Genomic DNA, 14317 nt, shown 5'->3' with positions numbered 1-14317 from the left:
TCCTCTGCCGGACCGTATGTCTCGAAACCGGTACATCTTCGTTCGAACGGCTGCGTCGCAGCGGTTCCCCTCGCCTGAAGCAGGGGCTAAAGCTGGATTCCCCAAGAGCACAGAATTTCATCGAATCGAAGGTGACCATGGCAAAGGAAATCGAGCGCAAGTTCCTCGTTGCCGACGACTCATGGCGCAGCCGCGTCGCCCGCAGCGAGCAGTTGCGCGACGGGCTGCTGGCGACTGAGAACGACCGCAAGGTGCGCGTGCGCTTCTACGACGCAAGGGCGACCATCTCGGTCAAAGGACCGCGCGACGGGCTGGTGCGGGACGAGTTCGAATATCCGATCCCTGCCGAGGACGCGCAGGACATGCTCGACAACCACTGCCGCGAGGTGGTCGAGAAGCGCCGGCACTACATCCCCGAGAACGGGCTGGAATGGATCGTCGACGTCTATTCGGGCCTGCTTGCGGGCGTGGTCATCGCCGAGGTGGAACTGACCTGCCCCGATCACGTGCTGACACTGCCCGCGTGGGTCGGCACCGAGGTGTCGGGCCGCCAGGAATACCGCAAGACCAACATGATCCGCGCCCGCCGCGGCGCGCGCGACAGCATCCGGAGCGCTTGACGCCAGGTTCCCGGCGGCGCAACAGTTCCGGCGCCGCGCCCCTGCGCCTGCCGCCCCCGCCTCTCGGGGCCATCGGGGGGCGCGCTGCGACAGGGAACCGACATGCTGATCCGCACCGGAGATGACCGCACGACGCGCGTGGACCTGCTCCTCGCGGCGCTGCTCTCGTCGATCGCCGGGGCGCTCAACGCGGTCGGCTTTCTGATCGCTGGCTCGTTCACCGCCAATATGACCGGGAACGTCTCGGCTTTGGCCGATCACTTGGCGCACGGCGAGGTGCTCGCGGCGCTGGCCTTCGCCGCGCTCACCGCCGCCTTCATCTGCGGCGCCGGCCTTGCCGCGCTCGGCGTGCAATGGGGAACGCGGCGGCGGATGGGCGCGATCTATGCTCTGGCGATCGCTGTGGAGGCCGGTCTGCTCCTGCTGCTCGGCGCCGCCCTGATCGATGCGCCGGGCGGCGGCGCGGAAACCCTGCTTGTCCTTGGACTGAGCTGCGTGATGGGGCTGCAGAACGCGGTCACGACGATGATCTCACGTGCCCGCGTGCGCACCACCCATGTCTCGGGCATGGCCACCGATATCGGCATCAGTTTGGCCGCACTGTTTGACGGAGAGACGGCAAAGCGCGAGGCCCTGCCGAAACTCACGCTGCACGGGCTGACGCTGGGGTGCTTCGCCCTCGGCGGCATCGGCGGCGCGCTGCTGTTCGGGTGGGTCGGCAACTGGCTCTTCGTCATCGCCGCCGCGGCGCTGCTGCTGATCGCGCTGTGCGAACTGGCCCGCGCCCGCCGCATGTGACCGCCGGCCACCCCCCGGCGCGCATGAAAACGCCCCCGCAGTAACCTGCGAGGGCGCAATCCTGATACGAGGCCCCAAAACCGGAGCCGCGCCGGGTCAGCCTGCCTGATCGACGCGCATCATACGCTGTGCAAGGCTTTCGACCCCGCCCAGCCAACGCGACACGAGCTTGGGATCAGATGGCGCCGCCGAAACGCCCGGCTTGATCTCGCGGTTCTGCACCGCCTCGATCGCCCAAGACACCGGCATCGACACCAGCCGCGCCATGGCAGAGCCACGCGCGTCGCCCCAAGCATCCATCACCCAGGTCTTGTGCCAGACCGCCTCGCCCGCCTTCTCGGCTTTCAGCGACACGCAGAGCACCACGCGGTCGGGCTCGCCCTCTTCGTATTTGTTCTCGGCCAGCAGTTCCCCTGCCAGCGCTGACAGCCGCGCATCGTCGGCAGTCTCGACCTCGGCAAACACATCCTTCCACGCTTCCGACCAGCCGTTCAGGCGCAGCGTGCCGCGCACGAAGTCCTTCACCTTCCAGTCCTCGCCGAACTCGTACTGCTTGATGAACGGCAGCGAGTCGCGGTTGGGGTAGACCTCGAAGCTCTCGGGCGGATCGAGCGGCGCGTCATAGCGCGACAGCGCGTCCCACGGGCGCTGCACATTCAGTTCCTCGAAGTGGCGGATCGAGCGCGAGGGCGAGCGCAATGCCTTCAGCACGCCGACCGGCGCCCAAGAGAATTTGTAGCGGAAGGCGTTGGCCTCTTTCGGCACGCCGCCGCAGTAACTCAGGAAGCTGATCTCGTTCTCGGCATCGAAGGCGTCGGACGCCCGGTAGGCCGCGACGAGGTCATGCGCCATCAGGTGGTCGATGCCCGGGTCGAGCCCGACCTCGTTGACCAGCGCCACACCAGCCTCTTCAGCCTTGGCCGCCAGCGCCTGCATCTCCGGCGAGATATAGGACGACGAGACGAAATGCGCCTTTTTCTTGATCGCGATCTCGGCCAGCTTCACGTGCCAGTCACCCGGCAGCATCGAGACGATCACGTCGCCTTCCTGCACCGCGGGCTCCAGCACCTCGGGAGCGAAGGCGAGGATGCGGTTGGTCAGGTCGCCCACCGCCTCGCGGGCCTTGGTTTCGGTCCGGTTCCACACCATCACGTCATGGCCAGCTTCGATCAGGCGTCGCAGCCCCGGGATGGACGAAAGCCCCGTTCCGCACCAATGAATCATGCAAGTTCCTCCTTGAGGTATCTGTTATAAGTCGCCGCCGCCCGGCCCCAGACACCCGCGTCAAGCGCGGGCAGGGTCAGCAGATGCGGCAGCAGTTGCGCGGCGAAATCCTCCGAACTCTCGCGCGGAAGCAGCGAGGGGAGGTTGTCGATCGCCATGACGTCGAGCGGCGGCTCATCGTGAACCCGCAGCGCCGGCGTCTGCCAGTCAGTGACGCGGTCATAGACCTTCACCGGCGAGAAGTCACTGTCGGGATCGCAGGCGATGTCGCCGATCGCGCGCAGCTTGCGCGCGTCGGTGGTCGCCGAGGCCGGCACGAAGACCGGCGTGCCGGGCCGCGCGAGGATGCAGTTGAAGAAGATCTCATGCGCCAGCACCTGCGGAAACGGCCCGCCATGCGCGGTCTCGGCCATGTCCCACTTGGAGACCTGCAGCCCCAGTTTCTCGCACAGGTCGCTGGCCCCGGTCCCGACGCGCCCCAGCGCACCGATCACCAGCGCCTTCGGCCGCGCGCCGCCCGCCGCGTCCAGCGCATCGCGCACCGCCGCCTGCATTGCCCCGGCGCTCGGCCAAACCGACACCGGGCCGCACAGCGCGCCCTGCTGCTGCGCCGCATAGGCCAGCAATGTCACCGCCGCGCCCGCATACCCCGCCCAGTAGCCGAAGGCGGCGACGCGCCGACCGCTCGGCTCGACAAGATACTCCAGATCGTAGAGCGCGCCGCCGCCCGCGACAAAGCGCTTCAGCAGCACTTGCCCCGCCGGCTGGCCCTTGAACGCATGGCCGAACATGATGTGGCGATGGCGCAGCGGGGTGCCGTCTTCGGGCAATTCCTTGAGCCCGAAGATGATCGCATCGGCGGGCGCCTCGGGCCAGCTGTTCTCGGGCGCGATCTCGGCGCCGGCGACGCGATAGCCTTCGATGCCGATCACCCGCGCGCGGCTTTCCTCGACGGTGACCCGCAGCCCCGCCGCGATCAACGCCTTCACACCCTCGGGCGTCACGCCCACCCGGTCCTCGTTCGGCCGCTGCTCGGCGCGCACCCACAGATGTGTCATCTATCTCTCCACAGCCATCCTCCCCGCATGCCTATAGAAAAGCAGGCGAAGGTGAAAGCCGCCGGGCAGAGATGGCTCAGATGTGCGTGCGCGACAGCGCCCGCTCGGCGCCCTCAAGGTGCGGCACTGCATTGAACAGCGTCAGGCACAGGCCAGTGGAAATCGGCTGGAAGCGATGCACCGAGGTGTTCTCGATGGCAAGGCAGGCATGCGCAAGCGCCTTCATCTCCAGCCCCATGGTCACCCGCATCGCCATGCCGATCAGCCCGCCCGAGGTCACCACCACCGCGCGCCCCGCACCGGCGCTGATCTCGGCCAGCACGTCATCCACCCGCGCCTCGAAATCGGCAAAGCTCTCGGGCGCGCCTTCAAGCCGCCCCTCGCGCCAATAGGTGAAGAGCTGCGGCAGGTGCAGGATGAACCCCTCGCGGTCGGGCGGCAGCGCAATTCCGTGCTGCTCGTGCATGAGCGTGGCCATGGTGAAGTATTCCAGCTCGTTGAGCCGCGCGTCTTCCACCACCTCAAGACCCAGTTCCATCTCGGACGCCGTCTCGCGGTGGCGCCGCAGCGTGCCGCTGTAGGCGCGCGCAAAGACCTCGCCGGTGCTGCGCATATGGCCGCCCAGCCAGCGCGCCTGCTGCCGCCCAAGATCGCTCAGCCGGTCGTAATTGATCTCGTCCTTGGCGTGGGTATTGGCCTGCCCGTGCCGCACGAGGGTGACATGCGACATGCCAGCACCTTTCATCTTTCCGAAAATACTCCGCGGGTGAGCCGCGCAGCGGCGAGGGGGCCGCGCCCCCTGCCACGCTCAGCGCCCAGCAAACCTCAGCAATAGCTCTCCGGCCCGTTGGCCTGCCCCGCCGAATAGCGGTCGCCATGCGCCCAGCCCACCGGCAGCACCTCGTCGATCAGCGTCAGGTCCTCTGCCGACAGGGTGATCTTCATGCCCGCCAGAAGCTCCTCTAGGTGCGTTACAGAGCGCGTGCCGGGGATCGGAATGATATGCTCGCCGCGGCTCAGCAGCCATGCGATCGACAGGCCCGCCGCAGGCACGCCCATCTCGGCGGCCAGCGCGCGGAACCGGTCGGTGATCGCAAGGTTGGCGGTCAGGTTGGGCTCCACGAAGCGCGGGTTCACCGAAAGGAACGCGCTGGCGGCAACCGCCTCGCGCGACAGCGGATGGTCGGTCAGCAGCGAGCGGCCCACCGGCGAGAAGGCGACCAGCGCGGTGCCCAGATCGGCGCAGGCCTGCACCAGCCCCAGTTCGGTAATGCGGGTCTGCAGCGAGTATTCCGACTGCACCGCCGCCACCGGATGCACCGCTGCGGCGCGGCGCAGCGACGACGGGGCGATCTCGGAGAACCCGAAGGCGGCGATCTTGCCCTTCTTCACGAGGCCGGCCAGCGTTTCGGTCACCTCTTCGATGGGCCGCGCCTGCTCGCGCCGGTGCACGTAGAAGAGATCGACCTGTTCCACCCCGAGCCGCTTCAGCGAACCGTCGAGTTCGGCCTCCAGATGCTCGGGCGCGTTGTTGAAGCAGCGCTTGCCCTCGGCGTCCTTGGTGATCCCCGCCTTGGTGGCGATATGCAGCAGCTCGCGCCCGCCCGGACGGGCCTTGAGCCAGCTGCCGATGGTCGTCTCGGAGCGCCCCATGCCGTAGACGTTGGAGGTGTCGACGTGCCGCACCCCGGCGGCGACCGCCGCGTCCAGCACCGCGTGCGACTTCGCCTCGGTCGTCTCGCCATAGAAGTCGGCAAAAGACATCGCGCCGATACCGAAGGCGGGCAGTTCGGGGCCGTTGGCGCCCATGCGCATGGTCTTCATTGCGCCCCCTCCCCGGCCACGGCGCCGCGCGCTTCGATGGCGCTGATCGCCGCCGCAACGGCGGCATCGATATCCATTTCAGAGGTGTCGATCATCACCGCGTCCTCGGCCGGTTTCAGCGGCGCATCGGCGCGGGTGGCATCGCGGTGGTCACGCTCGCGGGTGTCGCTGAGGACGGTCTCGTAGTCCGCGTCCTCTCCAGCGGCGACAAGCTCGTCATAACGCCGCCGCGCACGCACCTCGGCGCTGGCGGTGACAAACAGCTTGGCCTCGGCCTCGGGGCAGATCACCGTGCCGATGTCGCGCCCATCCAGCACCGCACCGCCATCGCGCCGACCGAAGGCGCGCTGAAAATCGAGCAGCGCGGCGCGCACCTCTGGAATCACCGCCACGCGCGAGGCGGCGATGCCAGCCTCGGCGGTACGCAGGCCGTCCGCCTGCAGATCCTCGGGCACCAGCGCCTGCGCCGACTCGATCGGCTCGACGCCTTCCAGCATCTTGCGCCCCACGGCACGATACAGCAGCCCGGTGTCGAGATGGGCAAAACCGAAATGCGCCGCCACGGCGCGGCTGATGGTGCCCTTGCCGGCGGCAGCGGGCCCGTCGATGGCGATGGTGAAAGCCATGAGGCGTCCTTTCGTCAGGTCGCGGCCTTTATCGCGTGCCACCCGGCGCGCTGCAAGCACCCGGCCCCCGGGGACCTATCAGCGCCAGCGCCCGGCGCGCCACAGGCTGAACAGCATCACGCCGCAGACCGCCAGCAGCACGAATTTGAGCCGGGTGAAAAGGCTCGCCCACTCGACCAGCGCACGGTCGAGCGCCACCGGCCCGCGCAGCAGCATCTCGTTGATCAGCAGGTTCTCTGCCGCGTCCGCCCCGATCCACGCCAGCGCGAGCAGCACGAAGACGCCGCGCCGCCACCACGCCCGGCCACGCGACATCATCAGCGCACCAAGGATCAGCGCAAGGCCGAAGGCCACGCGGAAGGCCATGCCCAGCCAGCGCATTTCCAGCAGGTAGACCGCGCGCGCCGCCTCACTCAAGGCCAGCAGATATTGCTGCGCGTCGAGGGCCGAATAGCCGAGCGCCCGCATGTCGAGCGGCCACAGCCCACTGGCACCGGGCCAGAGCACGGTGGCCGCGTAATACCCCATGCAGAGCAGCAGCGCGGCGGCCAGCGCCGCGACAACCGGCAGCAGGCGGCTCACGCCTCGCGGCCCAGATCGGCCCCCAGCGCGGTCATCAGACCCTCGAAGATCGGGAAGGAGGTGGCGATCGGCCCGCCATCATCCACCCGCACCGGCTCCTCCGAGGCAAGCCCCATCACCAGAAAGGACATGGCGATGCGGTGGTCGAGATGGCTTTGTGCCGTGGCACCGCCCTTGACGTTGCCGAAGCCGCGGCCATGCACCGTCCACCAGTCCTCGCCCTCGTCGACCTCGACGCCGTTGAGGCGCAGGCCGGTGGCCATGGCGTCGATGCGGTCGCTCTCCTTGACGCGCAGTTCCTTGACCCCGGGCATGTAGGTCTTGCCCTGCGCGAAGGCCGCCACCACCGAGAGCACGGGGTATTCGTCGATCATGCTGGCGGCGCGCTCGGCGGGCACCTCGATGCCCTTGAGATCGGGCGAGAACTTCGCACGCAGATCGGCGACGGGCTCGCCGCCCTCCTCGCGCATGTTCTCGAAGGTCAGATCGGCGCCCATCTCCTGCAGCGTGAAGAAGAGGCCAGCGCGGGTCGGGTTGAGGCCGATGTTCGGCACCAGCACGTCCGAGCCTTCGGTGATCAAGGCGGCGCAGACCGGGAAGGCCGCCGACGAGGGATCGCGCGGCACGACGATGGTCTGCGGCTTCAGGTCGGGCTGGCCGGTGAGAGTGATCACCCGGCCCTCGTCGGTGTCTTCGGTGACAACCTTCGCGCCGAAGCCGGTGAGCATCCGCTCGGAATGGTCGCGGGTCGCCTCACGCTCGATCACCACGGTCTCGCCGGGGGCATTTAGCCCGGCCAGCAGCACCGCCGATTTCACCTGCGCCGAGGGCACGGGCGTGGCGTAGCGGACCGGGATCGCCGCCTCGGCGCCGACGATGGTCATCGGCAGCCGCCCGCCCGAGCGCCCGTAGGCGCGCGCGCCAAAGAGCGCCAGAGGGTCGGTGACGCGGGCCATCGGCCGCTTGTTCAGCGAGGCGTCGCCGGTGAAGGTCGCGGTGATCGGCGTGGTGGCCATCGCCCCCATGATCAGCCGCACGCCGGTGCCGGAGTTGCCGCAGTCGATCACATTGCCCGGCTCGGCAAAGCCGCCGACGCCGACGCCATGCACATGCCATGTGTCGCCGCGTTTCTCGATCTCGGCGCCGAAGGCCTGCATCGCCTTGGCGGTGTCGAGCACGTCCTGCCCTTCCAGCAGGCCGGTGACCTTGGTCTCGCCCACCGCCATCGCGCCAAGGATCAGCGACCGGTGCGAGATCGACTTGTCGCCGGGCACGTTGGCTTCGCCCTTAAGGCCCGCAGACTTGCGGGCAATCATCGGAATGGGGTCCCCGTGGCTCGACATGGCGCCTCTCCTGTTATCGCTCGCGCGCCTGATAGCAGCGCGATGCGCCTGCGTCCATCGCCCGTGGCGCGCGTCAGGGTCGATGCCGGGCCGATGCAGGGGCCGCTGCGACACAGGCGCCGCGGCCAGCCCTTCCGCCCGCGGGGCGCAGGCCACACCCGGCGCGCGCACCTGCCGGGGCGGCCACGCAACTTCGCGCCCCCCCTTGCCGATCGGGTTGCCCGCTGCCGCTGTCCGACCTAGGTCTGCGCGCAGGGAGGCGCACATCCGGGATCCCTGACCGATTCCCCGCACATCAAGAAGGTTCGCATGACCGATACAACGGCCGAACACGCCGCCGATCCGATGGCGCGCGGCGCGAAACAGGCGTCGGCGCGCATGGTGCTCTTCGCGCTGTCTCTGGGCGGCTTCGCCATCGGCACCACCGAGTTCGCCGCGATGGCCCTGCTGCCCAGCTTTGCCAGCGATCTCGGCGTCAGCGAGGCGCGCGCCGCCGATGCCATCAGCGCCTATGCGCTTGGCGTGGTGGTCGGCGCGCCGGTGCTGGCCGTGGCGGGGGCGAAAATGCGCAAGCGCATGCTGCTGATCTGGCTGATGCTGGCCTTTGCGCTGTTCAACACGCTCTCGGCCTTTGCACCAAGCTTCGCAACCTTCACCGTCGCGCGCTTCTTCTCCGGCCTGCCGCATGGCGCCTATTTCGGGGTTGCGGCGCTGGTCGCAGCCTCGATCGTGCCGCACAACAAACGCGCCACGGCGGTCTCGCGGGTTCTGCTGGGCCTGACCGTCGCCACAACCATCGGCGTGCCGGCGGCCAGCTGGATGAGCCAGTTCTTCGGCTGGCGATCCGGCTTTGCCGTGGTGGGCGTGCTGTCGCTGGCCACGGCGCTGGCGGTCTATCTCAAGGCCCCACGCACGCCGGCGGACCCGGACGCCAACCCGCTGCGCGAACTGGGCGCGCTGAAGAACCGTCAGGTCTGGCTGACGCTGGCCACCGGCGCGGTCGGGTTCGGAGGGTTCTTCGCGGTCTATACCTACATCGCCTCGACGGTGAAGAGCACGCTGGGCGCCTCCGAGGACATGGTCGCGCTGATGCTGATGGTCGCGGGGCTTGGCATGACGATCTTCAACCTCGCAATGGGCGCGCTGGCCGACCGCAACCTCAACCTCACCGCCTATGTCGCCTTCGGCGGCGGTGCCGTGGTGCTGGCGCTGTTCCCCGCTGCGGTCTCGGGCGGGCTGTGGACCATGGGCATCGCGGTGCTGTGCATGAGCGTGCTGGGCGGCGTCTCGACGGTGATGCAGACCCGGCTGATGAACGTCGCCGGCGACGCGCAGCAACTGGCCGCCTCGCTGCACCACGCAGCGTTCAATATCGCCAATGCAGTCGGCCCGTTCCTTGCCGCGCGGGCGATCGCCGCGGGCCATGATTTCCCCGCCTCCGGCTATGTCGGCGCGGCGCTGAGCGCGGGCGGCTTCGTGCTTTTCGCCGTGACGCTCTGGGATGCCCGCCGCAGCGGGATCGAGTAACGCGACATCGGGCAGAGCGCCTCGCACCGCGGCGCTCTGCCCTGAGGCCAGCCAAAATCGCCCCAAATTCGCCGGTCTGCCCAACTGCGCGGCAACAGCGGAAATAAGAACAGCGTCTTGCGCGATGCCGCGCCGGGGGGAGAGTTTCCCAGCTTCGGCGCTCTGCCTAATCACCGGTCCATGCTAGGCTTTTCAGCTAGAGCACCGTCCCGCCCGGCTCCTCCCGGCACGGCCGGCGAAAACTTGCAGACCCCCGCCTGCGCGCCGAAATAAGGCCCAATCCAAAGACATATCGAAAAGGCCACACCCATGACGTACAAAGCGACAGCCCTTAGCGCCGCGATCTTTGGTTTTTGCGCAACCACTGCACTGGCGGCCGACCTCGGCCCGCTGATCTCCGCCTCCGAGCTTGAGGCCGCCCTTGCCGAATCCGATGCCCCCACCGTGCTGGACATCCGCGGCGATGCCTATGACGACGGCCACATCGACGGCGCCATTGCCGCGCCCTACGGCCTGTTCCGCGGCCCGTCCGAGAACCCCGGCGAAACCGTTCCCGTCGACCGACTGGAAGCCACCTACGAAGAGCTTGGCCTCGCGCCGGACGCGCCCATCGTGATCGTCGCGCAGGGCGCCACCGACACCGAGTTCGGCGCCGCGGCGCGCGTCTACTGGACGCTGAAAAGCTCGGGCTTCACCGAGTTGTCGATCCTCAACGGCGGCGCGCAGGCCTGGGTCAACGCCGGGCTGCCGGTCAGCCAAGAGGCGGTGACGCCCGAGCCGACCGACCTCGACATCACCTGGAACGACGCTTGGACCGCCGAAACCCCCGAGGTGGCCGACGTTGTGGCGGGCGAGCAGCAGGCGCTTCTGCTCGATGCACGCCCCGAGGCGTTCTTCGAGGGCAAAAAGGCGCATGGCGCCGCCGAGAAGCCGGGCACCCTGCCCGGTGCCGAAAATTACCCCTACACCCGCTTTTTCCAGAGCGGCGCTACGGCGATCGGCCAAATCTCGGACGTGCAGGAACTGAAGGCCTCGCTGGGCGTCAGCGATGGGCAAGAGATCGTCTCGTTCTGCAACACCGGCCACTGGGCGGCGACCAACTGGTTCGCGCTGAGCGAGATGGCGGGCCTCGAGAACGTCAAGCTCTACCCCGGCTCAATGGTCGAATACTCCAAGACCGGCGCTGAGATGCAGAACTCGCCCGGCCTGCTGCGCAACCTGCTGAACCAGGTCACCGGGGGCAACTGATGAGTCAGGCAAGCCTACAGGGGGCGGCCCAGACCGCCCCCGCAGGAACCTTTGGAAAGCGCGCCGGGCTGATCCTCGGCGCGCTTGTCCTCGTTGCGCTGGTGGCGCTGTTTGCCGGCGCGCGCTACGGGCTGCTGCTGGCGATCGGACTGGGTTTTGGCATCGCGCTCGAAGGCATGCGCTTCGGCTTCGCCGGGCCGTGGCGGGCGATGATCCTGCGCCGCGAACCCTCGGGCGTGCTGGCGCAACTGCTGTCGATCGCGCTGGTTTCGGTGATCGCCATCCCGCTGCTGACCAGCCACGCCGGCGAACTGGTTGGCGCGCAGGCCCCGATCGGCTTTGCCATGGTCGGCGGCGCCTTCGTCTTCGGCGCCTGCATGCAGATCGTGCTGGGTTGCGGCTCGGGCACACTGGTCAACGCTGGCAGTGGCAACCCGGTCAGCCTGCTGGCCCTGCCGTTCTTCGCGCTCGGCAGCTTTGCCGGGGCCTACAACCTGATCTGGTGGACCGATCTTGGCTCGCTGCCGATCCTCACCCTGTCGGGCACCAGCGGCCTTGGCGTGACGCTGGTGCTGCTGGCGCTTGCCGCGGCGATCTTCCTGTGGCGCGCCGCGCCGGGCACGGTGAAGCTGAGCCGCCGCCATGCCATCGCCGCCGTGGTGCTGGCGCTGCTGGCGATCGGCAACCTGCTGGTGGCGGGCCAGCCGTGGGGCGTGGTCTACGGGCTCGGGCTCTGGGTCGCCAAGGGCTACGCGGCGGTCGGCGGAGACCTCTCGGCCTCGGCCTTCTGGGCCGCGCCGGGGTCGATGGAGCGCGTGCAATCGAGCGTGCTGACCGACTACACCTCGCTGACCGACATCGGCATCATCGCGGGCGCCTTCGGCGTTGCCGCATGGCGCAGCGGCGCGCTGGCCGCCAAGCTGCCCACCTACCCCGCCCGCGCGTGGGGGGCGACCATCATCGCGGGATTCCTGCTGGGCTATTCCTCGCGGCTGGCCTTCGGCTGCAACGTCGGCGCCTTCTTCTCGGGCATCTCCACCGGCAGCCTGCATGGCTGGGTGTGGTTCGTCGCGGCCTTCGCGGGCGCTTTCCTCGGCATCCGGCTGCGGCCGCTGCTGGGATTGGAGGCGCGCGCATGACCCGCGCCGTCCCCGCCTCGCTGGCGCTTGCGCTGCTGGCCGCGCTGCTGCTGTTCGATCTCGCCAACTGGGCGCCGAACCCCTATCAGGCTCCGGCAATCCTGGCCTTTGGCTCCGGCAGCGCCGCCAGCGGCGGCTTCTGCGGCGCCCTGCCGAACTGACCGCCCTGCCCAACACGACGCCGAGCGCGGCCCTCTTCAGAGTGGCCGCGCTTTTCTTTTTCCGGACCTGTCTTTTCCGGACCTGCGATTCTCCGCTGCAACCGGCTGAAATAAGGCGTAAATCGGCTTTTTGCGAAAAATTCACTCTGCCCGCCCTAAGGTCACTGCAGGGTTTGCGTTTGTGTGAATGGTGCTTGTTTGACCCTGCCCCTTGGGAACACCCGGTTATTTCTCTGGCCCGGGGGGTGTTTGTTTCTTTCGATTGCCGATTTTCATAGCTCCGCCCGGCATGGCCCCGCGCCCTGCCGGGCGTATTGCTTTCGGGCTCCGGACCCTTTGCCCACAAGCGTGCGGATCGGCGGCCAAGCCGACGCCCAGACGGCGGTCCCCGGCTTGGGGGGTGTCATTTCCGGCGCAATACACTATGTAGCTGCCCTGCAACCTATAAAATCAAACTCTGGCGATGCCGGAGGTCCCCAGCATGGCTTGCCGCCCCGCCGGGGCTCGCCGCGTCGCGACCTGACCCAACAGGGGACCTATGAAGAAATATCTGCTTACCACCGCTCTTACGCTCACCGCCGCCGCTGCCCACGCGCAGGACGACAGCTGTGGCGAAATTTCGATCACCGAGATGGGCTGGGCCTCGGCCTCGGTGGTCACCAATGTCGCCGATTTCATCCTGACCCAAGGCTATGGCTGCGACGTGACTGTGGTGCCTTCGGACACCATCCCCGCGATGACCTCGGTGGCCGAGAACGGCGATCCGGACATTGTGACCGAACTGTGGATCAACGGCGCCGGCGCGGCCTATGACCGGCTCACCGGCGAGGGCAACCTGATCGAGCTGGGCTCGGTGCTGGAACCCGGTGGCATCGACGGCTGGTACGTGCCCGCCTATCTGGTCGAAGAGTACCCGGAACTGGCCGAGATCGACGGCATCCTCGAAAACCCCGACCTGGTCGGCGGACGGTTCCACAACTGCCCCGAGGGCTGGGGCTGCCGCACCATCAACGACAACATGCTGCCAGTCTTCGGCGTCGAGGACGCGGGCATCGAGATCTTTGACCACGGCTCGGGCGAGACGCTGGCAACCTCGATCGCCGCGGCCTACGAGGACCAAGAGCCGTGGTTCGGCTACTACTGGGCGCCGACCGCCGTGCTGGGCAAATACGACATGGTGCGCGTCGACATGGGCGACTACGTCGAGGAATCCTACGAGGCGGCGCAGGACGAAGGCGCAACCGGCCTCGTGCGCAGCTCCTACCCGCCTGCCCCGGTCAAAACCGCCGTCACCGACAGCTTTCAGGAAGAGCACCCGGAACTGGCGGACTTCCTTTCGAAGATGACCTTCCCGGTCGACGACATGAACGACATCCTGCGCTGGATGGACGATAACTCTGCCTCGGGCGAGGAAGGCGCGGTCTACTTCCTGACCTCGCAACCCGGCGTTTGGGCAAACTGGCTCGATGACGCGGCGCGCGAACGTCTGAAATCTGTGCTGGATTAATGGCTGCGGCCTGCTGCATTGCAAACACCGCACCGGCCCCGCGCAGCACGCGCGGGGCCGGTTTTGACTCTACGGGAGGGGATCAGCCCCCCTGACCGCCCGAAAGCTCGACCCGCTGGCCCGACATCCACGCCATGTCATCCGACAGCAATGCCGCAACACCAGCATCGATGCCGTCCGGCTCGCCGACCCGGCCAAGGGCGATCATCCCCGCGACCTTCGCGTTGACCTCGGCAGTGTCGCGCAGCATGGCCCGCTGAAACCCGTGGCGATCTGGAAAGCTCGCCTGCATCACCCACGTTTTCGACAGCAGCAACACCCTGCCTTGGTCATTCGACCGCGAGGGTTAGGCGTTCGATCGTGTCCCCAGCAGGCGGCGGGCGGTGAACTCGACCGCCGCCGCGCGGGTGCGGCGGGTGCCGGGCACGGGCTGGTCTACGGGTTCGACAAATACATGCAGCCGGATCGGCCCGCCGGCCATCTGGTGCAGGGTCTCGGCGACCGGACACCGCCCTTCCCCGGACCGTCGCTCACTTTCACCGAACGGCGCCTGATGCCGCCAGCGCTGCGCGCCTTCGTCGATCATGTGAAGGCCGTCGCGCGCTGATCTGCCAAAAAGCTGCGCGCCCCCGAGGTCTCCCCCGGAGGCGCGCTTGGCGA

16 protein-coding genes are annotated in these 14317 nt (G+C 68.1%); 7 read left to right on the top strand and 9 right to left on the bottom strand.

The features are described from left to right. The first annotated feature begins 137 nt into the window (after positions 1 to 137). Both ACXAJT_RS08645 and ACXAJT_RS08640 read left to right on the top strand, forming a co-directional pair. Complete coding sequence (locus ACXAJT_RS08645; protein WP_475234549.1) at positions 138 to 620, top strand: CYTH domain-containing protein; 483 nt, start codon at positions 138 to 140, stop codon at positions 618 to 620. Between the two features lie 102 nt (positions 621 to 722). Next, positions 723 to 1418, top strand: coding sequence for a YoaK family protein (locus tag ACXAJT_RS08640; RefSeq protein WP_475234548.1), 696 nt, complete (start codon positions 723 to 725; stop codon positions 1416 to 1418). Positions 1419 to 1514: 96 nt separating this feature from the next. On the opposite strand, the gene ACXAJT_RS08635 is transcribed toward ACXAJT_RS08640, so the two are convergent. From ACXAJT_RS08635 to aroA, 7 genes are all read right to left on the bottom strand, one after another. Continuing rightward, the gene (locus tag ACXAJT_RS08635) at positions 1515 to 2642 is read right to left on the bottom strand and encodes a saccharopine dehydrogenase C-terminal domain-containing protein (protein WP_475234547.1); all 1128 of its coding nucleotides are present in this window, start codon (positions 2640 to 2642) and stop codon (positions 1515 to 1517) included. Next, on the bottom strand, positions 2639 to 3700 hold the full coding sequence (locus ACXAJT_RS08630; protein WP_475234546.1) for a saccharopine dehydrogenase: 1062 nt from the start codon (positions 3698 to 3700) through the stop codon (positions 2639 to 2641). Before ACXAJT_RS08630 ends, ACXAJT_RS08635 begins: the two co-directional genes overlap by 4 nt. A 76-nt stretch (positions 3701 to 3776) precedes the next feature. After that, positions 3777 to 4430, bottom strand: coding sequence for a histidine phosphatase family protein (locus tag ACXAJT_RS08625; RefSeq protein WP_475234545.1), 654 nt, complete (start codon positions 4428 to 4430; stop codon positions 3777 to 3779). Between the two features lie 95 nt (positions 4431 to 4525). Continuing rightward, a complete protein-coding gene (locus ACXAJT_RS08620; RefSeq protein WP_475234544.1) occupies positions 4526 to 5524 on the bottom strand; it encodes an aldo/keto reductase in 999 nt (332 codons plus the stop codon). Then, positions 5521 to 6150, bottom strand: coding sequence for a (d)CMP kinase (locus tag ACXAJT_RS08615; protein ID WP_475234542.1), 630 nt, complete (start codon positions 6148 to 6150; stop codon positions 5521 to 5523). The genes ACXAJT_RS08620 and ACXAJT_RS08615 overlap by 4 nt, the downstream gene beginning before the upstream one ends. A 78-nt stretch (positions 6151 to 6228) precedes the next feature. Further along, positions 6229 to 6732: a hypothetical protein gene (locus ACXAJT_RS08610; protein WP_475234540.1), complete on the bottom strand. Its 504-nt coding sequence runs from the start codon at positions 6730 to 6732 to the stop codon at positions 6229 to 6231. Continuing rightward, positions 6729 to 8075, bottom strand: coding sequence for a 3-phosphoshikimate 1-carboxyvinyltransferase (gene aroA / locus ACXAJT_RS08605; RefSeq protein WP_475234539.1), 1347 nt, complete (start codon positions 8073 to 8075; stop codon positions 6729 to 6731). Before aroA ends, ACXAJT_RS08610 begins: the two co-directional genes overlap by 4 nt. A 309-nt stretch (positions 8076 to 8384) precedes the next feature. On the opposite strand from aroA, the gene ACXAJT_RS08600 reads away from it, so the two are divergent. From ACXAJT_RS08600 to ACXAJT_RS08580, 5 genes are all read left to right on the top strand, one after another. Further along, entirely contained in the window at positions 8385 to 9602 is a 1218-nt protein-coding gene (locus ACXAJT_RS08600) for an MFS transporter (protein ID WP_475234537.1), read from the top strand. 309 nt (positions 9603 to 9911) lie between these two features. After that, positions 9912 to 10850 carry a sulfurtransferase gene (locus tag ACXAJT_RS08595; RefSeq protein ID WP_475234536.1) on the top strand — a complete coding sequence of 313 codons (939 nt, stop codon included), beginning with the start codon at positions 9912 to 9914 and terminating at the stop codon, positions 10848 to 10850. After that, on the top strand, positions 10850 to 11989 hold the full coding sequence (locus tag ACXAJT_RS08590; protein ID WP_475234535.1) for a YeeE/YedE family protein: 1140 nt from the start codon (positions 10850 to 10852) through the stop codon (positions 11987 to 11989). Before ACXAJT_RS08595 ends, ACXAJT_RS08590 begins: the two co-directional genes overlap by 1 nt. Continuing rightward, entirely contained in the window at positions 11986 to 12150 is a 165-nt protein-coding gene (locus ACXAJT_RS08585; protein WP_475234534.1) for a hypothetical protein, read from the top strand. Before ACXAJT_RS08590 ends, ACXAJT_RS08585 begins: the two co-directional genes overlap by 4 nt. A gap of 538 nt (positions 12151 to 12688) precedes the next feature. Continuing rightward, positions 12689 to 13657: an ABC transporter substrate-binding protein gene (locus ACXAJT_RS08580; RefSeq protein ID WP_475234533.1), complete on the top strand. Its 969-nt coding sequence runs from the start codon at positions 12689 to 12691 to the stop codon at positions 13655 to 13657. Positions 13658 to 13739: 82 nt separating this feature from the next. Here ACXAJT_RS08580 and ACXAJT_RS08575 read toward each other — a convergent pair whose 3' ends face one another. Together ACXAJT_RS08575 and ACXAJT_RS08570 are read right to left on the bottom strand one after the other, a co-directional pair. Continuing rightward, positions 13740 to 13973, bottom strand: a complete 234-nt coding sequence (locus ACXAJT_RS08575) for a hypothetical protein (protein ID WP_475234532.1) — start codon at positions 13971 to 13973, stop codon at positions 13740 to 13742. A gap of 30 nt (positions 13974 to 14003) precedes the next feature. Continuing rightward, positions 14004 to 14243 (bottom strand): hypothetical protein, encoded by a 240-nt coding sequence (locus ACXAJT_RS08570; protein WP_475234531.1) that lies wholly within the window; start codon positions 14241 to 14243, stop codon positions 14004 to 14006. Positions 14244 to 14317 lie beyond the last annotated feature (74 nt).

Source organism: Salipiger sp. ABF4_146, assembly GCF_056161345.1.
This window is presented reverse-complemented; position numbering and strand designations above follow the sequence as displayed.